At 75.4% G+C, this 26,804-nt stretch carries 1 protein-coding gene; it reads left to right on the top strand.

Annotation, left to right across the window (positions count from 1 at the left end):
- Window positions 1-33: 33 nt before the first annotated feature.
- Window positions 34-26,781: a type I polyketide synthase gene (locus ACLJQE_RS07775; protein WP_410638417.1), complete on the top strand. Its 26,748-nt coding sequence runs from the start codon at window positions 34-36 to the stop codon at window positions 26,779-26,781.
- Window positions 26,782-26,804 lie beyond the last annotated feature (23 nt).

Genomic DNA, 26,804 nt, shown 5'->3' with positions numbered 1-26,804 from the left:
GCTCGCCGTCGTGTCGGGATGGGTTGCTGATTCATGGACAACGAACAGAAGCTGCGGAGTTACCTCAAGCGGGCGAGCGCGGACCTCGTGCGCACCCAGCAGAGGCTGGCCGCGCTGGAGAGCCGCGCGGCCGAGCCGATCGCCATCGTCGGGCTCGGCTGCCGCTACCCCGGCGGGGTGACCGGCCCCGAGGAGTTCTGGGAGCTGCTGAGCGCCGGGCGGGACGGCGTCACCGGGCTGCCCGCCGACCGCGGCTGGGACCTCGGTGCGCTCGCCGCGGACGGCGGCGAGGCGGCGATGTCCGGCGGCTTCCTGCTCGACGCCGCAGAGTTCGACGCGGGCTTCTTCGGCATCTCGCCGCGGGAAGCGGCCGAAATGGACCCGCAGCAGCGGATCCTGCTCGAGACGGCGTGGGAGGCGATCGAACGCGCCGGCATCGTGCCGTCGGCGCTGAAGAGCACCCGCACCGGCGTGTTCGTCGGCGCGATGGCGCAGGAGTACCTGACCGGCGCCGCGGGCCCGTCCGAAGGCTTCCTGCTGACCGGCAACACGAACAGCGTGCTGTCCGGCCGGCTCGCCTACGTCCTCGGACTGGTCGGCCCGGCGGTCACCGTGGACACCGCGTGCTCGTCGTCGCTGGTCGCGATCCACCTGGCCGCGCAGTCGCTGCGCTCGGGCGAATCGGAGCTGGCGCTGGCCGGTGGCGTCACGGTGATGTCCGCGCCGACGACGTTCGTCGAGTTCAGCCGCCAGGGCGGGCTGTCCCCGGACGGCCGCTGCCGCTCGTTCGCCGACTCCGCCGCCGGCACCGGCTGGGCCGAGGGCGCGGGTGTGCTCGTGCTGGAGCGGCTGTCCGACGCACAGCGCCACGGGCACCCGGTGCTCGCCGTGGTCCGCGGCAGCGCGGTCAACTCCGACGGGGCCACCAACGGGCTCACCGCCCCGAACGGGCCGTCGCAGCAGCGCGTGATCCGGGAGGCGCTGAAAACGTCCGGGCTGGCACCCGGGCAGGTCGACGTCGTCGAAGCACACGGCACCGGCACCACGCTCGGTGACCCGGTCGAGGCACAGGCGCTGCTGGCCACCTACGGACAGGACCGTGCGGCGCCGCTGCTGCTGGGTTCGGTGAAGTCGAACTTCGGGCACACCCAGGCGGCGGCTGGTGTGGCCGGGGTGATCAAGGTGGTGCTGGGAATGCGCCACGGCGTCGTGCCGCCGACCCTGCACGTCGACGCGCCGTCGTCGCACGTGGACTGGACGGCCGGGAGCATCGAGCTGGCGACCGCGGCGACGCCGTGGCCGGAGACCGGCGAGCCGCGTCGCGCCGGCGTCTCGTCGTTCGGGCTGAGCGGCACGAACGCGCACGTGATCGTCGAGCAGGCACCGGCCGTTGAGAAGCCGGTCCGGGAGTACCCCGCGCGGCCGCTGCCGATCCTGGTCTCGGGCAAGTCCGAGGAGGCCGTGCGCGCGCAGGCCGCACGGCTGGCCGACGCCCTCGGCCAGGGCACTCCGCTCGCCGACCTCGCTCTTTCGGTCGCCACCGCGCGCACCGCGTTCGACGTCCGGTCCACTGTGGTCGGTTCGGACGCCGCCGCGGTCGCGGCGGCCCTGCGGGAACCGCCTTCGTCCGGCACACCGCGAACGAAGGGCAAGACCGCCTTCCTCTTCACCGGCCAGGGTTCCCAGCACCTCGGGATGGGCCGGGCGCTGCACGCCGCGCACCCGGTGTTCGCGGCCGCGTTCGACGAGGTCCTCGACCGGCTCGACCCGGGGCTGCGGGACGTCGTGTGGGGTGCGGACGCCGGGCGGCTCGCCGGCACCGCTCAGGCCCAGTCGGCCATTTTCGCCGTCGAAGTCGCGCTCTTCCGGCTGCTGGAGTCGTGGGGCGTCCGGCCCGCCGTGCTCGCGGGACACTCGGCGGGCGAGATCGCCGCCGCCCACTGCGCCGGAGTGCTGTCCCTCGACGACGCTTGCGCACTGGTCTCGGCCCGCGCCCGGCTGATGGGCGCGCTGCCCGCCGGTGGCGCCATGGCCGCCATCCGCGCGTCCGAAGCGGACGTCCGGGCGGCCCTGGTGGCCGGGGTGGACATCGCCGCCGTCAACGGGCCTGCCGCCGTGGTCGTGTCCGGTGGGGAGGACGCCGTCCTCGAGGTGGCCGCGAAGTTCGAGCGCACGACCCGGCTGCGCGCGTCCCACGCGTTCCACTCGCACCTGGTGGACCCGATGCTGCCCGCGTTCCGCGCGGTCGTTTCGGAGCTGACCTTCGCCGAGCCGTCGGTGCCGCTGGTGACCGCGGGTGACGCCACCGACCCGGAGTTCTGGGTGCGGCACGTCCGCGACACCGTCCGGTTCGGCGACACCCTCGCCCGGCTCGCGGAATCGGGTGTGAACCGGTTCGTCGAGGTGGGGCCGGAAGCCGCGCTGACCCCGATGGTCGACGTGCCGGGCGCGCTCGCCGTGCCGCTGCTGCGCAAGGACCGCGACGAGACCACGTCGGTCGCCGAGGCGCTCGGCCGGCTGCACGGTGACGGCGTCGCCGTCGACTGGCCCGCCTTCTTCGCCGGCACCGGTACCCGGGTCGACCTGCCCACCTACGCCTTCCAGCGGCAGCGGTTCTGGCCGCGTGACACCGGCCGCGGCCGCGGCGACCTGCGCTCGGCCGGGCTGCGCAGTGTGGACCACCCGCTGCTGGGCACGGCGGTCGAAGTCGCCGACGCCCGCGGCCTGCTGCTGACCGGCCGGCTCGACGCGGGTACGCACGCCTGGCTCGCCGACCACCGCGTCGGCGGCGCCGTCGTCGTGCCCGGCACCGCCCTGCTGGAGCTGGCCGTGCGTGCCGGCGCCGAGACCGGCTGCCCGGACGTCGAGGACCTCACGTTGACCCGCCCGCTGGTGCTCGGCGCGGCGGGGGAGCGTGTGGTCGTCCAGGTCTGGGTCGGCGCCCCCGACGAGCGGGGCCGCCGCCCGGTGGCCGTGCACTCCCGCCCCGATGGCGAGGTCAGCGGGAACTGGACCTCGCACGCCGTCGGCCGGCTGGCCGGGCGCATCGAGGCCACGGCAGGCTTCCCGGGTGCGTGGCCGCCGGCGGACGCCACCGCCGTCGACCTCACCGGCTTCTACGACGACCGCGAGTACGGCCCGGCGTTCCAGGGCCTGCGAGCGGCCTGGCGGAACGGCGACGACGTCTTCGCCGAGGTCGCGCTGCCCGACGACGTCGAGGCCGAGTCCTTCGACCTCCACCCCGCGCTGTTCGACGCGGCCCTGCACGCCGCGGCTTTTTTCGCCGGTCCGGGTGGCGTGCCGTTCTCGTGGCAGGACGTCGCCGTGCGCGCGGTCGGCGCGACCGCGCTGCGCGTGGCCCTGCGCAAGACCGGCGAGGACACCCTGGCGTTGTCGCTGGCCACCCCCGGCGGCGAGCTCGTCGCGACCGCCGGCTCCCTCACCGTGCGCCCGGTCGCGGCCGAGGCTCCGGTCACCGGCGGGGGTGTCTACCGGGTGGACTGGACCGAGCCGGTCACCGGGGTCACGGACACCGGCGCCGACGTCGTCACCCTGTCCGTTCCGGACGGAACGCCGCCGGAGGCCGCCCGTGCGCTCGCGGGCGAGGCGCTGGCCCTGCTGCGCGGACGGCTGACCGAGGACGCGCACCGGCTGGCGCTGGTCGTCCCGGCCGGCCTGCCCGCGGCCGCCGTCCGCGGGCTCGTGCTGGCCGCGCAGCAGGAACACCCCGGCCGGTTCGTCCTGGTCGAGGCCGCCGAGCCGCCGTCCGCGGGCGTCCTGGAGACGGCCCTGTCGACCGGCGAGCCGCGGATCCTGGTCCGCGACGGGCGGATCCTGGCGCCGCGGCTGGTGCGCGCCACGACCGGCGAGGCGGCCGGCTGGAACCCGGACGGGACCGTCCTGATCACCGGCGGCACCGGCGAGCTGGGCCGGGCGCTCGCCGCCCACCTCGTCCGCGAACACGGCGTCCGGCACCTGCTGCTGGCCAGTCGCGGTGGTGCCGCCCCCGAAGGGCTGGTCACCGAGCTGGCCGGCCTCGGCGCCGACGTCACGGTCGCCGCCTGCGACGCGAGCGACCGCGACGCACTGGCGACGCTGCTGGCCGGGATCCCGGCCGCGCACCCGCTCACCGCCGTCGTGCACGCCGCCGGCGTCCTCGACGACGGTCTCCTCGACACCCTCGACGACGGCCGCCTCGCCAAGGTGCTGGCGCCCAAGGCCGATGCCGCGTGGCACCTGCACGAGCTGACCCGCCACCTCGAGCTCGACGCGTTCGTGCTGTTCTCCTCATTGGCCGGCACGCTCGGCGCGGCCGGGCAGGCCAACTACGCCGCGGCCAACGCGTTCCTCGACACGCTCGCCCAGGAGCGCCGGGACGCGGGGCTGCCCGCGGTGTCGCTGGCGTGGGGCCCGTGGGGCGGCGACGGCATGGCGGGCGGCGCCGGCCGCCGGTTCGCCCGGATGGGCATCCCGGCGCTGACCGAAGCCGAGGGCCTCGCCCTGTTCGACGCCGCGCTGGCGGCCGGCGAGCCGGCCGTCGTGCCGGTCCGGTTCGACCTGCCGGTGCTCGCCGCGCAGCCGGAGCCGCCGGCCTTGCTGCGCTCGCTGGCCGGCGGCCGCCGCGCGGTGCGCGCCGCCGGGGGCGCCGGCCGGCTGGCCCGGCAGCTGTCCACCTTGGACGACGCCGGACGCGTCGCCCGCGTGGCCGACCTGGTGCGCCGCGAGGTCGCCGCCGTGCTCGGGCACGCCGGCGCCGCGGCCGTCGACCCCGCGCGCTCGTTCGCCGAGCTGGGCTTCGATTCGCTGACCGCGGTGGAGCTGCGCAACCGCCTCGACGCCGCGACGGGTCTGCGGTTGCCCGCCACTCTCGTGTTCGACTACCCGACCCCGGCCGCGCTCGCCGACCACCTTCGCGACCGGCTGCTCGGCGCCGACGCCGGACCGGCCGTCACCCGGACCGCGGTCGCCGACGACGACCCGATCGTCATCGTCGGCATGAGCTGCCGGTTCCCCGGCGGCATCGCGTCTCCGGAGGACCTCTGGGCGGCGGTCGCCGAAGGCCGCGACACGACGTCGTCGTTCCCGGTCAACCGCGGCTGGGACCTCGGCGCGCTGTACCACCCGGACCCCGACCACGCCGGCACGTCCTACACCCGCGAAGGCGGCTTCCTGCACGACGCCGGTGAATTCGACGCCGCGTTCTTCGGCATGAGCCCGCGCGAAGCCGAGGCCACCGACCCGCAGCAGCGCTTGCTGCTGGAGGCGTCCTGGACGGCGATCGAGCGCGCGGGCATCGACCCCCGGACCCTGCGCGGCAGCGCGACCGGCGTGTTCGCCGGAGTGATGTACAACGACTACGGCCTGGTACTCGCCGGTGGCGGCTTCGAAGGCTTCCAGGGCAGCGGGACGGCGTCCAGCGTCGTGTCCGGCCGGGTCGCCTACGCACTCGGGCTGGAAGGGCCCGCGGTCACCGTGGACACGGCGTGCTCGTCGTCGCTGGTGGCGCTGCACTGGGCGGCCCACGCACTGAGGTCGGGGGAGTGCTCGCTCGCGTTGGCCGGCGGCGTGACGGTGATGTCCACACCGAACTCCTTCGTCGAGTTCTCGCGCCAGCGCGGCCTTTCCCCCGACGGCCGGTGCCGGTCCTATTCGGACGACGCCGACGGGGTCGGCTGGTCCGAAGGCGTCGGCGTGCTGGTGCTGGAGCGGCTGTCGGACGCACGCCGGCACGGGCACCGCGTGCTCGCCGTGGTGCGCGGCTCGGCGGTGAACTCCGACGGCGCGTCCAACGGCCTGACCGCGCCGAACGGACCCTCGCAGCAGCGGGTGATCCGCGCCGCGCTGGCCACCTCCGGTCTGTCCACCGCCGACGTCGACGTCGTCGAGGGGCACGGCACCGGAACCACCTTGGGTGACCCGATCGAAGCCCAGGCGCTGCTCGCGACCTACGGGCAGGACCGGGAGACGCCGCTGCTGCTCGGTTCGGTGAAGTCGAACATCGGGCACACGCAGGCCGCCGCCGGGGTGGCGGGGATCATCAAGGTGGTTCTCGCGATGCAGCACGGCACCGTGCCCGGCTCGCCGCACGCCGGCACGCCGTCGTCCCATGTGGACTGGACGGCGGGCGCGGTGTCGCTGGCTTCCTCGACGACGCCGTGGCCGGCCTCCGACCGGCCGCGGCGCGCGGGGGTGTCCTCGTTCGGCATCAGCGGGACCAACGCGCACGTGGTGCTCGAAGCGGGTCCGGCGGTCGCGCCGGTCGCTTCCTCCGCAGCCGGCGACGCGCCGCTGGTGCTGTCGGCGCGGACCGCCGAAGGCCTGCGCGCCCAGGCCGCGAACCTGGCCCGCCTCGACGTCCCGCGCGGCGACCTGGCGTGGTCGCTGGCGACCACGCGGACCGCGTTCGAGCACCGGGCGGTCGTCGTCGGCCCGGACGCCGCTCTGGCGCTCGACGCGCTGGCGGCCGGTGCTCCGGCGGCCGGTGTGGTCGGCGGCGTCGTCACCGACGGCGGCCTCGCCTTCGTCTTCCCCGGCCAAGGCGCGCAGCGGCTCGGCATGGGACGCGAGCTGGCCGGGCGGTTCCCGGTGTTCGCGTCCGTGTTCGGCGACGTGCTCGACCGGTGCGACCCGGGCCTGCGCGACGTCGTCTGGGGCGACGACCCGGCCGCGCTGGAGCGGACCGGGAACGCGCAGCCGGCGCTGTTCGCGTTCGGCGTGGCGGCGTTCCGGCTGCTGGAGTCGTGGGGCGTGCGCCCGGACGTCGTCGCCGGCCACTCGGCCGGCGAGATCGCGGCCGCGCACGTGTCCGGAGTGCTGTCGCTCGACGACGCGTGTGCGCTGGTGTCGGCCCGTGCTCGCTTGATGGAGGCGTTGCCCGCCGGTGGCGCGATGGTCGCGGTGCGGGCGTCCGAAGCGGACGTCCGGGCGGCGCTGGTGGCCGGGGTCGACCTGGCGGCGGTGAACGGGCCGGAGTCGGTGGTGCTCTCCGGCGTCGAAGAGGCGGTGCTGGCGGTCGCGTCCCGCTTCGGCAAGACGACGCGGCTCGCGGTGTCGCACGCGTTCCACTCGCACCTGATGGACCCGATGCTGGCCGAGTTCCGCGCGGTGGTCTCTTCTCTTGCGTTCTCCGCGCCGACGTTGCCGTTCGTCTCCCACGGGGACGTGTGCTCGCCGGAGTACTGGGTCGAGCACGTGCGCGCGACGGTCCGCTTCACCGAGACGGTCGCGGACGCGGCGTCGACGTACCTGGAGCTGGGCCCGGACGGCACGCTGTCGGCGCTGCTCGACCGGCCCGGGACGGTGCCGCTGCTGCGCAAGGACCGGCCGGAGGCGGAGTCGGTGGTCGCGGCTCTGGCGACGCTGCACACGCGCGGGTGCGCGGTGGACTGGCGCGCGTACCTCGGTGGCGGGCGGGTGGTGGACCTGCCGACGTACCCGTTCCAGCGCGAGCACTACTGGGCGGCGAGTGCGCCGTCGCGGGCCCCGGAGCAGCCGGACGGCCCGCTGTGGGAGGCGATCGGCCGCGGGGACGCGTCGGAGCTGGCGGGGCTGCTGGATCTGGGCGACGAGCAGCGGTCGTCGCTGGAGACGCTGCTCCCGGCGTTGACCGGCTGGCGCGACCGCCGGGCGGCCGAGGAGACGGCGAAGTCCTGGCGGTACCGGGTGGAGTGGACTCCGTTCCGGACGGCGGAGGCCCCGGTGGTACGCGGCCGCTGGCTGCTGGTGACGGCCGGTGCGGAGGAAGGCACGGAGGTCGAGGCGGCGTTGGCGGCCCACGGCGCGACGGTGACCCGCATCGCGACCTCGGACCTCGGCGAAACGACCAACCGCAGCACGCTCGCCGCGGCGCTCACCGCCGCCGGGCCGGCCGAAGGGGTCCTCCACCTCCCGGCCGCCGGTGACCAGGGACTCCGCGACCTCCTCACCCTCGTCCAAGCCCTCGGCGACGCCGAGCCCGGCCCGCGCCTCTGGTGCCTCACCACGGGCGCCGTCGCCACTCCCGGCGACCACGCTCCCGACCCCGCCGCCGCCCGCGTCTGGGGTTTCGGCCGGACCGTCGCGCTCGAACAGCCCGCGCTTTGGGGCGGCCTGGTCGACCTGCCGGCCACCCTCGACCTCCCCACCACCCGCCGCCTGGCCGCCGTGCTCGCCGGCACCGGCGAAGACCAGATCGCGCTGAGGCCCCAAGGCGCCTTCGGCCGCCGGATCGCGCGCTACCGGCCCACCGAAGCCCCGGGCCGGTTCCAGGCGCGCGGAACCGTCCTGGTCACCGGCGGCACCGGCGCGCTGGGGGCGTCCGTCGCGCGGTGGCTCGCGAACGCCGGGGCCGAACACCTCGTGCTCGTCAGCCGCCGGGGTTCCGCAGCGCCGGGTGCGCCCGCGCTCGAAGAAGAACTCACCGCCGCGGGGGTGCGCGTCACCATCGCCGCCTGCGACGTCGGGGACCGGAAAGCCGTCGAAGCCCTGCTCGAGCAGCACCCCGACCTCACCGGGGTCGTGCACACCGCGGGCGTCGCGCAGGCCATGGACCCCGTGCACACCACGGACTTCGCCGAGATCACCCGCGTCATGGCCGCCAAGACCGACGGCGCCGCGCACCTCGACACCCTCCTCGCCGGGCACGACCTCGACTTCTTCGTGCTCTTCGGCTCCGTCGCCGGCGTCTGGGGCGGCGGGGGCCAGGCCGCCTACGCCGCCGGGAACGCCTACCTCGACGCCCTCGCCGAGGCGCGCCGGGCCCGCGGCTCCCGGGCGACGTCCATCGCCTGGGGTGCCTGGGCCGAGGAGGGCATGGCCACCGACGAGCACGTTGCGGGTCAGCTGAGCCGCCGCGGGCTCGGCTTCCTGCCCACCGCCGGGGCCCTCGCCGAGCTGGAACGCGCCCTGGTGCGTGACGACACCGCCGTCGTCGTCGCCGACGTCGTCTGGGACACCTTCCTGCCCGTCTTCACCGCCACCCGCGCCAGCCGGCTCTTCGACGCCTTCGCCGAAGCCCGGCCCGAGCCGGTGAGCGCCGTGGTCAGCGCCTTCGCCGCCCGGTTCGCCGGGATGTCCGAGGACGAACGCGACCGCGCGCTGCTCGACCTCGTCCGCACCGAAGCCGCCGCCGTGCTCGGGCACGTCACCGCGGACGCCGTCGCCGAAGAACGCGCCTTCCGCGACCTCGGCTTCGACTCGCTCACCGCTGTCGAGTTCCGGCGCCGCCTCGCCGAATCGACCGGCCTCGCCCTGCCCGCGACGCTCGTCTTCGACCACCCGACCCCGCTCGGCCTGGTCGCGTTCCTGCGCGCCGAGATCGACGGCTCCGGCACCGCCGACGCCGTCGTCGCCGCGACCGGAGCCACCGACGAGCCGATCGCCATCGTCGGCATGGGCTGCCGGTTCCCCGGCGGCGTCACCACGCCCGAGGAACTCTGGACCCTGGTCACCGGCGGGGTGGACGCGATCTCGTCGTTCCCCGGCGACCGCGGCTGGGACGCCGCCGGCCTGTTCGACCCCGACCCCGAACGCGGCGGCAAGACCTACTCGACGCTGGGCGGGTTCCTCGAAACCGCCGCCGAGTTCGACGCCGGTTTCTTCGGCATCTCGCCGCGTGAAGCGCTGTCGATGGATCCGCAGCAGCGGCTGCTGCTCGAAGTCTCGTGGGAGGCCTTCGAACGCGCGGGCGTCGACCCGGCGGCCGTGCGGGGGAGCCGGACCGGCGTGTTCGTCGGCTCCAGCTTCCAGGACTACGGCGTCGCCACCGGTGACGGCACCGAAGGCCACCTCGTCACCGGCACCATCCCGAGTGTCCTTTCCGGACGGTTGTCCTACCTGTTCGGCTTCGAAGGCCCGTCGGTCACCGTCGACACGGCGTGCTCGTCGTCGCTGGTCGCGCTGCACCTGGCCTGCCAGTCGCTGCGCTCCGGCGAGTCCGAGCTGGCCATCGCGGGCGGCGTCACGGTGATGGCCTCGCCCGACCCGTTCGTCGCGTTCAGCCGCCAGCGCGCGCTGGCCTTCGACGGCCGCTGCAAGGCGTTCTCCGACGAAGGCGACGGCATGTCCCTCGCCGAGGGCGCGGGGATGCTCGTGCTGGAACGGCTTTCCGAAGCCCGGCGCCACGGCCACCCGATCCTCGCTGTCGTCCGCGGCACCGCGGTCAACTCCGATGGCGCGTCCAACGGCCTCACCGCGCCCAACGGCCCGTCGCAGCAGCGCGTCATCCGCCAGGCCCTGGCCAACGCCGGCCTCGCCCCGGCCGAGGTCGACGCGCTCGACGCGCACGGCACCGGCACCGCACTCGGCGACCCGATCGAGGTCCAGGCGCTGCAGGCGACCTACGGCCGCGACCGCGAACGCCCGCTGCTGATCGGCTCGGTGAAGTCCAACATCGGGCACACCCAGTCGGCCGCCGGCGTCGCCAGCCTGATCAAGATGGTGCACGCGATGCGGCACGGCGTGCTGCCGCGCACCCTGCACGTCGCCAAACCGTCCACGAAGATCGACTGGCCGGCCGGGGCGGTCGAGCTGCTGAGCGAGCCGACGGCCTGGCCGGAGACCGGGCGCCCGCGCCGCGCCGGCGTTTCGTCGTTCGGCATCAGCGGCACCAACGCCCACGCGATCATCGAAGCGGCTCCCGCACTCGAAGCAGCACCGAAGCCCGAACACACCGGCCCGGTCGTCTGGCCGCTGTCGGCGAAGAGCGCGCCGGCACTGAAGGCCCAAGCACTGCGGCTGCTGGACGCCCTCGACGAGCAGCGCCCGGTCGACGTCGGCTGGACGCTCGCGCACCACCGCGCGGTGTTCGAGCAGCGGGCTGTGGTCATCGGCGAGGACGTCGCCGACCTGCGCCGCGGCCTGACCGCCCTCGCCGGGGGCACCGCCGACCCCGCGCTCGTGCAAGGGGTGGCCAAGCGGTCCGGTGCGCCGGTGTTCGTCTTCCCCGGCCAGGACTCGCAGTGGCCGGGCATGGCCCGGGAACTGCTGACGACGTCGCCGGTGTTCGCCGGCCGGATGGCCGAGTGCGCGACCGCGCTCGATCCGTTCGTCGACTGGTCGCTGGCGGAGGTCCTGCACGACGACGCTTTGACGCGCGTCGACGTCGTCCAGCCCGTGTTGTGGGCGGTCCTGGTGTCGCTGGCCGGGCTGTGGCGCGCGCACGGCGTCGAACCGGCCGCGGTGATCGGGCATTCCCAAGGTGAGATCGCGGCCGCGTGCGTCGCCGGCGCCCTGTCCCTCGAGGACGGTGCGCGGGTGGTGGCACTGCGGTCGAAGCTGATCGCCGAGCGCCTGTCGGGGCACGGCGCGATGCTGTCGGTCGTCGCGGGCGGCGACGAGGTGCGCGAGCTGATCGGCGACCTGGCCGGCCGGATCGCCGTCGCGGCGGTGAACGGGCCGCGCTCGGTCACGGTGTCCGGCGACCCGTCCGCACTGGCGGAGTTCGAGGTGCGGCTGGTCAAGGCCGGCCTGATGCGCTGGCGGCTGGACGGGGTCGACTTCGCGGCGCACTCACCCCAGGTCGACGGCATCGCCGCGGACCTGGCCGAGCTGCTGGCCCCGGTCACCCCGCGCGACACGGGTGTCCGGTTCTATTCGACGGTGACCGGCGGGCTGGTCGAGCCCACCGAGCTGACGGGGGAGTACTGGTGCCGCAACCTGCGCGGCACGGTCGAGTTCGCCGCGGCGCTCTCGGCCGCGGTCGCCGACGGTCACGTGGTGTTCGTGGAGGCGAGCCCGCACCCGGTGTTCGGCATGGCGATCGGCGAGCTGGCCGAGGCGGCGGGCGTTCCGGTGACGGCACTGGGCACGCTCCGGCGCGACGACGGTGGGGTCGAGCGGTTCCTCAAGTCCCTGGCCGAGGCCCACACCCGCGGGGTGCCGGTCGGCTGGGCGGACACGCTCACCGGCGGCCGGCGGGTCGACCTGCCCACTTATGCGTTCCAGCACGAGCACTACTGGGCGATCGACGAGTCCGAGGCTGTGGGGGTGGCTCCGGCCGACGACGAACTGTGGCAGGCCATCACCCGCGACGACCGCGCGGGCCTGACGAGCCTGCTGGAGCTGGACGAGCGCCAGCAGACCGCGCTCGACGACCTGCTCCCGGCGCTGTCGGCGTGGCACGCCCGTCGCGACGAGGAGTCCACAGTGGACTCGTGGCGGTACCGGATCGCGTGGCGGCCGGTCCGCCCGGCGGGGACGACGCTGTCCGGCACCTGGCTGGTGGTCGGCACCGGCGAGCCGGGCGAGGAGGAGATCGCGGAGGTCCTGCGGGGGCACGGCGCGGACGTGCGCGAGGTCATCCTCGGGGCCGATCAGACCGGCCGCGAAGATCTGGCCGCCGCGCTCGTCGGCCAAGCCGGTCCCGAGGTGGCCGCGGCCGGGCTCGGCGACCTCGACGGAATCACCGGGATCGTCTCCCTGCTGGCCGCCGACCACGCCACGACCGAGCACCCCGGCCTCGACCGTGGCCTGCTCCGCACCCTCTCGCTCGTCCAGGCCGTCGCCGGGACCGAACCCGCGCCGCGCGTCTGGGCACTGACCCGCGGCGCGGTCTCCACCGGACCCGCCGACCCCGTCCGCGACCCCGCCCAAGCCCAGGTGCACGGCCTCGGCTGGTCCGCCGCCCTCGAACACCCCGCGCACTGGGCCGGGCTCGTCGACCTGCCCGAGACCCTCGACGCCGCGGCCGCCCGGCGGCTCGTCGCCGTGCTCGCCGGGGCCGGGGACGAAGACCAGCTCGCCGTCCGCTCCGGGGGTGTCTTCGCTCGCCGGCTCGTGCCTGCGCCGACGGGAAGCGCGAAGCCCGCGAAGGTCTGGCGAGCCCACGGCACCGCCGTCATCACCGGCGGCACCGGCACCCTCGGCCCGCACCTGGCCCGCCGGCTCGCCGCCGAAGGTGTCGAGCACATCGTGCTCACCGGCCGCCGCGGGCCGGCGGCGCCCAACGCGCAAGCCCTGCTGGACGAACTGCGGGAACTCGGCACCTCGGCCGAAGTCGTCTCGCTCGACGTCACCGACCGGGCAGCCGTCGCCGGGCTGATCACCCGGCTGAAACAAGACGGCCGGCGGATCACCACCGTCGTGCACACCGCCGCGCACATCGCACTGGCCCCGCTCACCGGCACCGACCCGGCCGCCTTCGCCGAGGTCCTCGACGCCAAGGTGACCGGCGCCGCCAATCTCGACGCCGTCCTCGACGAACTGCTCGACGAGGGCGAACTCGAGCACTTCGTCCTGTACTCCTCGACCGCCGGCCTCTGGGGCAGCGGTGACCACGGTGCCTACTCCGCGGCCAACGCCCACCTCGTCGCGCTCGCCGAGCAGCGGCGGGCCCGCGGGGTCCCGGCCACCACCGTCGCCTGGGGCATCTGGGCCGACGACCGCGAGCTGGGCCGGGTCGACCCCGGCCGGATCCTGCGCAGCGGCCTGCGGTTCATGGAACCCCGCCTCGCGCTCGCCGGGCTCGAGCGCGCACTGGCCGACGACGAGACCGCCCTGCTCATCGCCGACCTCGACTGGGACCGCTACCACCCGGTGTTCACGTCGGTGCGGCCCAGCCCGCTGTTCTCGGAGCTGCCCGCCGTCCGCCGGCTCGCCGAAGCCGCCGACGGCACCGCGGACGCGTCGGCGTTCGCGAGCCGGGTCCGGGCGCTGCCCGCGAACGCCGGGCGCCGGCTGGTCGTCGACCTCGTGCGTGCCGAAGCGGCCGCCGTGCTCGGGCACTCCGGTGGCGACGCCGTCGAAGCCGACCGCGCCTTCCGCGAGCTGGGTTTCGACTCGCTCACCGCGGTCGACCTGCGCAACCGCCTCGAAGTCGTGACCGGGCTCAGCCTGCCCAGCACCGTCGTGTTCGACTACCCGAACGCCGACACCCTCGCCGGGTTCGTCCTGTCCACCTTGGACGGACCGGTGGCGGGGGAGACCGTCGTCGCGGCCACCGCCGTCGACGAGCCGATCGCCATCGTCGGCATGAGCTGCCGGTTCCCCGGCGGGGTCACCTCACCGGAAGCGCTGTGGGACCTGATCATCGGCGGCGGCGACGCGATCTCGTCGTTCCCGCCCGACCGCGGCTGGGACGCCGCCGGCCTGTTCGACGCCGACCCGGACCGCAGCGGCAAGACGTACTCGACGCTCGGCGGGTTCCTCGGCGGCGTCGCGGACTTCGACGCCGGGTTCTTCGGGATTTCGCCGCGCGAGGCGCTGTCGATGGACCCGCAGCAGCGGCTGCTGCTGGAAGTCGCCTGGGAAGCCTTCGAACGCGCGGGCCTCGACCCGGCGGCGGCGCGGGGGAGCCGGACCGGCGTGTTCGTCGGCGCCAGCTACCAGGACTACGCCTCGACCGTGCTCAACGCGGCCGAGGGCTCCGAAGGGCACATGATCACCGGCGCGGTGTCGAGTGTCCTTTCCGGCCGGATCGCCTACCTGTTCGGGCTGGAGGGCCCGGCCGTCACCCTCGACACGGCGTGCTCGTCGTCGCTGGTCGCGCTGCACCTGGCGTGCCAGTCGCTGCGCTCGGGCGAAAGCTCGCTCGCGCTCGCGGGCGGGGTCACGGTGATGGCGACGCCGGCGCCGTGGATCGGGTTCAGCCGCCAGCGCGCGATGGCGCCCGACGGCCGCTGCAAGGCCTACTCCGACGACGCCGACGGCATGAGCCTCGCCGAAGGCGTCGGGCTCGTGCTCGTCGAACGCCTCTCCGACGCCCGGCGCAACGGTCACGAGATCCTCGCCGTCGTCCGCGGCTCGGCGATGAACTCCGACGGCGCGTCCAACGGCATGACCGCGCCGAACGGCCCGTCGCAGCAACGCGTGATCCGCCAGGCACTGGCGAGCGCCGGACTGTCCACCGCGGACATCGACGCCGTCGAAGGCCACGGGACCGGCACGCCGCTCGGCGACCCGATCGAGGTCCAGGCGCTGCAGGCCACCTACGGCCGCAACCGCGAGCGGCCGCTGCTGCTCGGCTCGGTCAAGTCGAACCTCGGCCACACGCAGATGGCCTCCGGCATCGCCGGGGTGCTCAAGCTCGTCATGGCCATGCGCCACGGCGTGCTCCCGCAAACCCTGCACACGGACACGCCGTCGTCGCACATCGACTGGTCCGGTGGCGCGATCCGGCTGCTCGACGAACGAACCGACTGGCCGGAGACCGGCGCGCCCCGGCGGGCCGCCGTGTCGGCGTTCGGCCTGAGCGGCACCAACGTCCACACGGTACTGGAGCAGGCGCCCGAACCGGTCCCCGTCGAGGAGCCCGAGCCGGTGGTGCTCGGCACCGTGCCCCTCGTGGTGTCGGCCCGGACGCCGGAAGCCCTGCGCGCCCAGGCCGCCCGGCTGCGCGGTTGGCCCGGCGAACCGGCCGACCTCGCCTTCACCTTGGCCACCGCACGCGCCGACCTGAGTCACCGGGCGGTCATCCTGGCCGCGACCCCCGACGACGTCCGGACCGGACTCGCGGCGATCGCCGAAGACGAACCCGCCGCGCACGTCCTGCGCGGCACGTCGACCACCCGGCCCACGACGGCGTTCCTGTTCACCGGGCAAGGCAGCCAGCGACCCGGTGCGGGCCGGGAGCTGTACGAGCGATTCCCGGTCTTCGCCGAGGCCCTCGACGAGGCCCTCGGCCACCTCGAACTGGACCGGCACCTGCTCTTCGCCGAGCCAGGCACGCCGGAAGCCGCCCTGCTCGACGAGACCCGGTACGCCCAGCCCGCGCTGTTCGCCATCGAGGTCGCGCTGTTCCGGCTCCTGGAGTCGTGGGACGTGCGGCCCGACCACGTCGCCGGGCACTCCGTCGGCGAGATCGCCGCTGCGCACGTCGCCGGCGTGCTGTCCCTGGCCGATGCGGCGACGCTGGTGCTGGCCCGCGGCCGGCTCATGCAGGCTCTCCCGGCCGGCGGCGCGATGGTCGCGATCCGGGCGAGTGAAGCCGACGTCCGCGCGCAGCTGCCTGCCGACGTCGACGTCGCCGCGGTCAACGGGCCGGAGTCCGTGGTGGTCTCCGGACCCGAAGCCGCCGTCCTCGCCTTCGCCGAGCGGTTCGGGAAGACCCGGCGGCTCACCGTCTCCCACGCGTTCCACTCCGCGCTGATGGACCCGATGCTGGACGAGTTCCGCGCCGCTGTCGCCGGGCTCACCTTCTCGGCGCCGGAGCTGTCGTTCGTCTCGACGGTCGCCGGTGCGGACCTCGCCGACGGCCCGGGCTACTGGGTGCGCCACGCCCGCGAGACCGTCCGGTTCGCCGACGCGATCACCACCCTGGACGAAGCCGGGGTCACCGCCTACGTCGAGCTCGGGCCCGATGCCGTCCTGTCGGCGATGACCACCGCGCGGCCGATGCTGCGCAAGGACCGGCCGGTGGACGAGACCGTCGCCGCGGTGCTCGGCGACCTGCAGGCCCGCGGCCACCGGCCGGACTGGGCCGCGTTCTTCGCCGGGACCGGCGCCCGCCGCATCGACCTGCCGACCTACGCGTTCCAGCGGTCCCGCTACTGGCCGGAGCCCGCGCACGCGACGCCGGAAGCCGACCCGGGCTTCTGGACCGCCTTGGAAGCGGCGGACGTCGAAGAGCTGTCGACCACCCTGGACGTCGACCGCGACGCGCTCGGCACCGTCCTGCCCGCCCTCACCGCGTGGCGGCACCGCGTGCGCGAAGAGTCCGAAGTGGACGACTGGCGTTACCGCGTGGTCTGGAGTCCCGTCCGCGCCGAGCCCGCCGCGCCGAGCCGGGTGCTCGTCGTGGCGCCGCCGACGCCCTGGGCCGGCTCGGTCGTCGAGGCGGTGGGCGGAACCCGCTTCGAACCGGGTGACGACCTGGCCGAAGCGGGCGAATTCGACCACGTCCTCTCGCTGCTGACCGACCCCGCCGAGTCCTTGCTGTTCGCGCGGACGCTCGGGGACAAGGCCCCGCTGTGGTGGGCCACCCGCGGCGCCGTGAGCACCGGTGCGGCCGACCCGGCGCCCGATCCGCGGGCGGCCGCGCTCTGGGGCCTCGGCCGCGTGCTCGGCCTGGAGCAGCCGCACCGCTGGGGCGGGCTCGTCGACCTCCCCGAAGTCCTCGACGCCCGCGCGGTCGGCCGCCTCTTCGCCGTCCTGCACGGGATCGGCGACGAAGACCAGGTCGCCATCCGGCCGTCCGGCGTGTTCGCCCGCCGCCTCACCACCGCACCGGCCGGCCGGACGACGGACTACACCCCACGGGGAACGGTGCTGATCACCGGTGGCACCGGCGGACTCGGCGCGGAGGTCGCGCGACAGTTCGCCGAAGCGGGCGCCGAACACCTCGTGCTGCTCAGCCGCCGCGGCCCGGACGCCCCGGGCGCGGCCGAACTCGTCGACGAGCTGAAGATCGGCGTCACCGTCGAGGCCTGCGACGTCGCCGACCGCGACGCGCTGGCCCGGGTCATCGAGGCGATCCCGGACCTGACCGCCGTCGTGCACACGGCGGGCGTGGTCGACGACGGCACCACGGATTCCCTGACCGCCGGGCAGTTCGCGACCGTCTTCGGCCCGAAGTGCCTCGGCGCCGAACACCTCGACGAGCTGACCGCGGACCTCGACCTCGACGCGTTCGTCCTGTTCTCCTCCACGGCCGGCACGTTCGGTGCGGCCGGGCAGGGCAACTACGCGGCCGCCAATGCCCACCTCGACGCCCTTGCCGCCCGCCGCCGGGCCGCCGGCCGGGTCGCGACGTCGATCGCGTGGGGCCCGTGGGCGGGCGCCGGGATGCTCGGCGGCGACACCGCCGTGCAGGACCGCGTCGGCCGGGGCGGGCTCGCGCTGCTGCCGCCGGACCGGGCCGTCGCCGCCATGCGCCGTGCGGTCGGCGCCGGGGACACCGAGATCCTGGTCGCGGACATCGACTTCGCGCGGTTCGTGCCCGCCTTCACCCTCGGACGGCCGTTCCCGCTGCTGGCCGACCTGCCGCACGCCAAGGCCGTGCTCAGTGCGGCGCGGGAAGCGGGGGACCGCGGTGATCTGCGCGCCACCTTGGCCGGGCTGCCGTCCGCCGAGCGCGAGAAGCACCTGCTGGGCCTGCTGCGGACGCAGGTCGCGATGGTGCTCGGGCACCGCGACGCCGGAGCCGTCGCGCCGGACGCCGCGTTCGCCGACCTCGGGTTCGACTCGCTCACCGCGGTCGAGCTGCGCAACGGCATCGGCGCGGCGACCGGGCTCGCGCTGCCGTCGTCGCTGGTGTTCGACCACCCGACCCCGCGCGCGCTCACGACGTTCCTGCTCGGCGAACTGCTCGGCACCGGCACCCCGGTCACCACGCCGGTCCCCACCCGCGCCGCCGCCGACGACCCGGTCGTGATCGTCGGCATCGGCTGCCGCTTCCCCGGTGGCGTCACCTCGCCGCGCACGTTCTGGCAGCTCCTCGAGGACGGCGGCGACGCGATCGGGCCGTTCCCGGCCGACCGCGGGTGGGACCTCGCGAAGCTCGGGGACGGTCACGGCGGGTTCCTGCCCGACGCGGCCGGGTTCGACGCCGGCTTCTTCGGCATCTCCCCGCGCGAGGCGCTGGCGATGGACCCGCAGCAGCGGCTGCTGCTGGAGACGGCGTGGGAGTCGCTCGAGCACGCCGGGATCGACCCGGCGAGCCTGCGCGGCACGGCCACCGGCGTGTTCGTCGGCACCAACGGCCAGGACTACACCGGGCTGCTGCTCAACTCCGACGCCGACGTCGCCGGGCACATGGCCACCGGCACCACGGCGAGCGTGCTCTCCGGACGGCTGTCCTACACCCTCGGTCTCGAAGGCCCGGCCGTCACCGTCGACACGGCGTGCTCGTCGTCGCTGGTCGCCCTGCACTGGGCGGCCCGCGCACTGGCCGGTGGCGAGTGCTCGCTCGCTCTGGTCGGCGGCGTCACCGTGATGACCAGCCCGTTCTCCTTCACCGAGTTCGACGCCCAGGGCGGCCTCGCCGCCGACGGCCGCTGCAAGGCGTTCTCCGACGACGCCGACGGCACGGCCTGGTCGGAAGGCGCGGGCGTCCTCGTCGTGGAGCGGCAGTCCGACGCGCTCCGCAACGGCCACGAAATCCTCGCCGTCGTGCGTGGTTCCGCGATCAACCAGGACGGCGCTTCGAACGGCCTGACCGCGCCGAACGGCCCGGCGCAGCAGCGGGTCATCCGTGCGGCGCTGGCCGACGCCGGACTGTCTACATCGGACGTTGACGTCGTCGAGGCGCACGGCACCGGCACGACCCTGGGCGACCCCATCGAGGCCCAAGCGCTGCTGGCGACCTACGGCCGCGACCGCGAAACCCCGGTGCTGCTCGGGTCGGTGAAGTCGAACCTCGGGCACACCCAGGCCGCCGCGGGCGCCGCCGGGATCATCAAGGTGATCGAGGCGATGCGGCACGGGATCGTGCCGAAGACCCTCCACGTCGGCGCACCGACGTCCCACGTGGACTGGACGGCCGGCTCGCTCGAGCTGGTCACCGAGGCGACCGCGTGGCCGGAGGCGGCCCGGCCGCGTCGCGCCGCCGTGTCGTCGTTCGGGGTCAGCGGCACGAACGCGCACGTCGTCCTGGAAGCCCCGCCCGCGCGGGAAGCCGTCCCCGGAACCGCACCCGCGGTGGTCCCGTGGCCGCTGTCCGCGCGTTCGGCCACGGCACTGGCGGTACTGGTCGACCGGGTGTCCGCTGTGGAGGGCACGGTGCTCGGCACCGGGTACACCCTGGCCGTCGGCCGGGCCGCGCTCGAGCACCGGGCGGTGCTGCTCGACGGTGCGGTCGTGAGCAGGGGGGTGGCCCGTGACCGGGTCACGGCGTTCCTGTTCCCCGGCCAGGGTGCCCAGCGCCTGGGCATGGGCCGCGAGCTGTACGTGCGGTACCCCGTGTTCGCCGACGCGTGGGACGAGGTCTGCGCGCACCTCGGGCTGACGCTGGGTGACGTCGCGTGGGGTGCGGACGCGGCCGAGCTGGACCGGACCGGGTGGGCGCAGCCCGCGTTGTTCGCGTTCGAGGTCGCCGCGTTCCGGCTCCTGGAGTCGTGGGCCGTGCGCCCGGACTTCGTCGCCGGGCACTCGATCGGCGAGGTCGCCGCGGCCCACGTGGCCGGGGTGTTCTCGCTGCCGGACGCGTGCACGCTCGTCGCCGCCCGCGCCCGGCTGATGCAGGAGCTGCCCGAGGGCGGCGCGATGGTCGCACTCCGCGCACCGGAAGCCGAGGTCCGCGCGCGGCTCACCGGCGGTGTTGCCATCGCGGCGGTCAACGGTCCGGAGTCCGTCGTGCTTTCCGGGGACGAAGCGGCCGTGCTCGCGGTGGCCCGAACCTTCGGCGGTGGCCGGCGGCTCACCGTCAGCCACGCCTTCCACTCGCCGCTGATGGACCCGATGCTCGACGAGTTCCGGGCGGTCGTGACCGGGCTGCGGTTCGCGGCTCCGGTCATCCCGCTCGGCACCGGCGGTGACGTCACCGACCCCGGGTACTGGGTGCGGCAGGTCCGCGACACCGTCCGCTTCGGCGACGCGCTCGGCCGGTTGTCCGAGGTGTCGCTGTTCGTCGAGGTCGGGCCCGACGCCGCGCTGACCCCGCTCGTCGACCCGGCCGACGACCGGGTGATCGTGCCGCTGCTGCGACGCGGAAAGTCCGAAGAGGACAGTGTCGCGACCGCGCTGGGCACGATCTTCACCGCGGGCGTCGACCCGGACTGGGCCGCGTGGTTCGCCGGCACCGGCGCCCGCCGCACCGCACTGCCGACCTACCCCTTCGAGCACGAGCGGTACTGGCCCGAAGTGGTCACGAGCGGCCCGGCCGACGACGCCTTCTGGGCCTCGGTCGACCGCGCGGACACCGCCGGGCTCGCGGAGCAGCTGGTCGTGGACCCGGCGGCCGTCGACGCCGTCCTGCCCGCGCTCGCCGCGTGGCGGCGCAAGCAGGCGGAGGCGGCCGCGGCCGACGAGCTGCGCTACCGGATCGCGTGGCAACCGGTCGCCGTCGCCGAGCCGAAGGCCGCGAACATCGTGGTCGTCCCCGGCGACGACGCCGAGTGGGCCGATCGGATCACCGAGGCCCTCGGGGCCGGCCGCGACCTGGCCGGGGCCGACCTGATCGTGTCGCTGCGGGAAACGGTGGCGGGCACCCGCGAACTGCTGGCCGAGGTCGACGCTCCGGTCTGGTGCGTGACGCGCGGCGCCGTCGCGGTCACCCCGGCCGAGCGCCTCGACGGCCCGGCCGCGTTGTGGGGCTTCGGCCGCGTCGCCGCCCTGCACGACCCGCTGCGCTGGGGCGGGCTCGTCGACGTCCCGGCCGAGCTGGACGCCCGGGCCGCGGCCCGGCTGCGCGCGGTGCTCGGCGGCGATGAAGACCAGGTCGCCGTCCGCGCGGCCGGTGTCTACGGCCGCCGCCTCACCCGCGCCACCGCGGGCGGGGAGCGCTGGGAGCCGCGCGGCACCGTGCTGGTCACGGGCGACGGCCCGGCCGCCCTCCTCGCCGGACACTGGGAAGGTGTCGACGTCGTCCGCGATCCGGCCGCGCTGGCGTCCCCGCCGGACGCGGTCATCCACAGTGGAAGTCTCGAAGAGGCCAGGCGGTACGCCGAGTGGCCACTCGACGCGTTCGTCCTGCTCACCTCGGTCGCCGGGGTCTGGGGCGTGCGCGGCCGCGGTGACGAAGCCGCCGAAGCCGCCGAACTGGAAGCCTTCGCGCGACAGCGGCGGGAGCGTGGTCAGCCTGCGGCTGTCGTCGCCTTCTCGGCCTGGGCGGGCACCGGCGAGGACGAAGCCCACCTGCGCGACAGCGGCCTGCCGGTGCTCGACCCGGCCGCCGCGACGGCCGCGCTGACCGCCGCCGTGCGGTCCGCCGACCTCACCACGGTCGTCGCCGACGTCCGGTGGGAGCGCTTCGGCCCGGCGTTCACGTCGGTCCGCCCGAGCCCGCTGCTGTCGCCGCTGTACACCCCGGCCCCGGTGACCGTGGCCCGGGACCGGTTCGCGAACCGGTCCCGGGCCGAGCGGTTCGATCTCCTGCTGGACCTCGTCCGCACGGCCGCCGCGGGCGTGCTGCGCCACCACGGCACCGACGGGATCGAGCCCGATCGCGCGTTCTCCGCGCTGGGCTTCGACTCGCTCACCGCAATGGACCTCGGCACCGCACTGAGCACCGAAACCGGGCTCCGGCTGCCGGCGACGCTGGTGTTCGACCACCCGACGCCGCGGGAGCTGACCGCGTTCCTCCTCGGCGAACTGTTCGGCGCGGCCGAGGAAGCCGCCCCCGAAGCCGCTCCGGCTGCCCTCGCGGACGACCCGGTGGTCATCGTCGGCATGAGCTGCCGCTACCCCGGCGGCATCGGCTCGCCCGAGGACCTCTGGCGCGCGGTCGTCGACGAGCGGGACGTCGTCGGCGGCTTCCCGGCCGACCGCGGCTGGGACCTGGCCACCCTGACCGGCGACGGCCCCGGCAGCAGCGCCGCCAAGGAAGGCGGCTTCCTGCACGACGCGGCGGAGTTCGACCCCGGCTTCTTCGGGATCGCCCCGCGCGAGGCGATCGTGATGGACCCGCAGCAGCGGCTCGTCCTCGAAGTGGCGTGGGAAGCGTTCGAACGCGCCGGCATCGACGCCACCGGCCTGCGCGGCGGCGACACCGGCGTCTACATCGGCGGCGGCTCGGGCGACTACACCCCACCCACCGGCACCCCGGGGCACCAGGCCACCGCGCAAGCCGCCAGCCTGCTGTCCGGCCGCGTTTCCTACACCCTCGGGCTGGAAGGCCCGTCGGTCAGCGTCGACACCGCGTGTTCGTCTTCGCTGGTCGCCCTGCACCTGGCCGCGCAGGCGCTGCGGGCGGGGGAGTGCTCGCTCGCCGTCGCCGGCGGCGTGATGGTGATGTCGACCCCCACCGGGTTCGTCGAGTTCGGCGAGATGGGCGCGCTGTCGGCGGACGGGCGCTGCAAGGCCTTCGCCGACGCCGCCGACGGCACCGGCTGGTCCGAAGGCGTCGGCATGATCGTGCTGGAGCGCGAGTCCGACGCCCGCCGCCACGGGCACCCGATCCTCGCCGTGGTGCGGGGTTCGGCGGTCAACTCCGACGGCGCGTCCAACGGGCTCACCGCACCCAGCGGCCCGGCCCAGCAGCGCGTGATCAAGCGCGCGCTGGCCGTGTCCGGGCTCGCACCGTCCGAAGTGGACGCGGTGGAGGCGCACGGCACCGGCACGAAGCTCGGCGATCCGATCGAGGCACAGGCGCTGCTGGCCACCTACGGCCGGGAGCGCGAACGGCCACTGCTGCTCGGCTCGGTCAAGTCGAACCTCGGCCACACCCAGGCGGCGGCCGGCGCGGCCGCGGTGATCAAGATGGTGCTGGCCATGCGGCACGGGCTGCTGCCGAAGACCCTGCACGTGGACAAGCCGTCCGAGCACGTCGACTGGTCGGCGGGCAGCGTCGCGCTGCTCACCGAAAGCACCCCGTGGCCCGAGACCGGGCACCCGCGCCGGGCCGGGATCTCCGCGTTCGGCGCCAGCGGCACCAACGCCCACCTGGTGCTGGAGCAGGCCCCGCCGGTGGACTCCCGGCCGGCCGCCGATCCGGCGACCGTGCCGGTCCGGCTGTCCGCGCGGACCGGCGACGGGCTGCGCGCCCAGGCCCGGGCGCTGCGGGACCACCTGCTCGCGCACCCCGAGCTGGCCCTGCCCGACGTCGCCTTCTCCGCGGCGACGACCCGCGCCTGGTTCGAGTCGCGCGCGGTCGTCGTGGCCGGAGACCGCGAAGACCTCCTGACCGGGCTCGGCGCGCTCACCGCCGGGACGCCGTCGCCGCTGGTCCACACCGGCAAACCCGCGACCGGGAAGCTCGCGTTCCTGTTCTCCGGTCAGGGCTCGCAGTACCCGGGCATGGGCCGGGACCTCTACGCGCGCTTCCCGGCGTTCGCCGACGCGTTCGACGAGGCCTGCGCGCACCTGGACCTCGAGCTGCCCGGCCCGCTGCGGGACGTCGTCTTCGGCGAAGACGCCGATCTGCTGGCCCAGACCCGGTGGTCGCAGCCGGCCGTGTTCGCGCTGGAGGTCGCGCTGTACCGGCTCGTCGAGTCGTGGGGCGTGCGGCCCGACCACGTGGCCGGGCACTCGATCGGCGAGTTCGCCGCCGCCCACGCGGCCGGCGTGCTGTCGCTGGCCGACGCGGCCCGGCTGGTCGCCGCCCGCGGCCGGCTCATGCAGGAGCTGCCGGGCGGGGCGATGGCCGCACTGCAGGTCTCCGAGGCCGAGGCGGAAGAGCTGATCAGCGGGCGGCCGCTGTCGATCGCCGCGGTCAACGGGCCCGGGTCGGTGGTCGTCTCCGGCGACACCGGCGCGGTCGCCGAGGTCACCGGCGTCGTCGCGGCCCGCGGCGGAAAGTCTAGGCTTTTGCGGGTCAGCCACGCGTTTCACTCGTCGCATATGAACGCGATGGTGGACGAGTTCGGGCGGATCGCCGCGGGGGTGCAGTTCGCCCCGCCGGCGCTCCCGGTCGTGTCCACCGTCACCGCGTCGCCGGTCACCACCGAGCTGGGCACCCCGGAGTACTGGGCCGGCCACGTCCGCCGTCCGGTGCTCTTCGCCGGCGCCGTCGCCGCCTTGGGCGAACTCGGCGTCACGAAGTACCTCGAACTGGGCCCGGACAGCACCCTCGCGGCGCTCACCCGGACCCTCACCGGCGAGTCCGCCACCGTGACCGCCGCCCTGCGCGCCGGCCGCGCGGAGGAGCCGACGCTGCTCTCGGCCCTCGCCCGGCTCGACGTCGGGGGCACCCCGGTCGAGTGGGCCGGGCTGTTCGCCGGGGCGCGCCCGGTCGACCTGCCCACCTACCGCTTCCACCACGAGCGGTTCTGGCCGGACACTCCGGCCGTCACCGCCACGCCGGACTTCCTGAGCGGCTGGGACGCCGACACGCTCGCCAAGGAGATCGACGTCGATCGCGCCGCGCTCGACGCCGTGCTGCCCGCCCTGCTGGACCTCAAGCACCGCCGCGCCCGTCAGTCCGGTGTGGACGACCTGCGGTACCGGGTGGCCTGGAAGCCGCTCGGCGGCGCTTCGGGCGCGCTGCCGGACGGCACGTGGCTGGTCGTCGTGCCCGCCGGCTCCGCCGGGGACCCGTGGGTCGCCGGGGTGGTCAAGGCACTCGGGGCCGAGCGGATGGACGTCACCGGCACCGATCGCGAGACCCTGACGGCGGCGCTCGACGGCTTCGCCGACGTCACCGGCGTCGTTTCCCTGCTGGGCCTGGACGAATCCACGCCGACGGCGGGGGCCGCGGCCACGACCGCGTTGCTGCAGGCCCTGGCCGGCACCGGCAGCGCGGCCCGGCTGTGGTGCCTGACCCGCGGCGCGGTCACCGCCGTGCCGTCCGATCGGGTCACCTCGATCGCGCAGGCCGCGCTGTGGGGCCTGGGCCGCGTCGCGGCACTGGAACAACCGCAGCGCTGGGGCGGCCTCGCCGACCTGCCCACCGAGTTCGACGAGCACGCCTTCGCCCGGCTGGGCGCGGTGCTCGCCGGAACCGAGGACCAGGTCGCCGTGCGGGCGGCCGGCGGGTTCGCCCGGCGGCTCGTGCGGGCTCCGGCCGGTCCCGCGGTGCGGGCGTGGCAGCCGCGCGGCACGGTCGTCGTCACCGGCGGCACCGGCGCGCTCGGCAAGCACGTCGCCCGCTGGCTGCTCGACGAGGGCGCCGGACAGGTCGTGCTCACCGGCCGCCGCGGCCCGGACACCCCGGACGCCGTCGCGCTGCTGGCCGAGCTGGGCCCGCGGGCCTCGGTCGTCGCCTGCGACCTGACCGACGCGGCCGCGGTCCGCCGGCTGCTCACGCCGGACGTGACCGCGGTGATCCACGCGGCCGGCGTCCTCGACGACGGTGTCCTCGAAGGCTATGGCCCGGACCGGTTCGACACCGTGTTCGCGGCCAAGGCCGCCTCGGCACTCGTGCTCGACGAGGTGAGCCGCGAGCTGGACCTCGACGTCTTCGCGCTGTTCTCCTCGGCGTCCAGCTCGGTCGGCAACGCCGGCCAGGCGAACTACGCCGCGGCGAACGCGGTGCTCGACGCCATCGCCGAGAGCCGGCGCGCGGCCGGCCTGCCGGGCACCTCGATCGCCTGGGGCGCTTGGCAGGCGGGCATGGCCGAGACCGCCGAAGCGGCGGCCCGGGCCCAGCGCACCGGCACCCGCCCGATCCCGCCGGAGCCGGCGCTCACCGCGTTCGCGCAGGTCGTGCTCGCGGCCGACGCGGCCCCGGTGGTCGCCGACATCGACCACGCCACCTTCCTGCGCGCGTTCACCGCGGCCCGGCCGGCGCCGCTGCTGACCGACCTGCCGGAGTACCACCGCCTCACCGCGGAAGCGCCGGCCGCCGCGGGCGCGGTGCTGCGGGAGCGGCTGGGCAAGCTGCCGGCGGCCGACCGCGAGAAGGCCGCGCTCGACGTCGTCCGCACCCAGGTCGCCGCGGTGCTCGGGTTCGCCGGGCCGCACGCGGTCGACCCGGAGCGGCCGTTCTCCGGGCTCGGCTTCGACTCCCTCAGCGCGATCGAACTGCGCAACCAGCTCGCCGCGGCGACCGGGCTCGACCTGCCCGCGACCCTCGTGTTCGACCAGCCGTCCCCGGCCGTGCTCGCCGCCGACCTCGTGCGGCAGCTCGCCCCGGCGACGGACCCCGATGACCTGGATTCCGAGCTGCGGGCCCTGCTCGCGGCCGTTTCCCCGGCGCGCCTGCGCGAAAGCGGCGTGCTGGACACCTTGCGCCGCCTGGCCGGGCCCGACCCGGCCGGGGACGAGGCCGCCGACATCGACGGAATGTCGGTCGACGACCTGGTCCGCGCGGCGCTCGACGGCGAGGCCACCTGACCCCGATGAACCTACGGAGCTGA

Source organism: Amycolatopsis sp. lyj-346, from assembly GCF_046548975.1.
Taxonomy (GTDB): Bacteria; Actinomycetota; Actinomycetes; order Mycobacteriales; family Pseudonocardiaceae; genus Amycolatopsis.
Note: the sequence above shows the minus strand (reverse complement) of the source record. Positions and strands in the feature narration are given on the sequence as shown.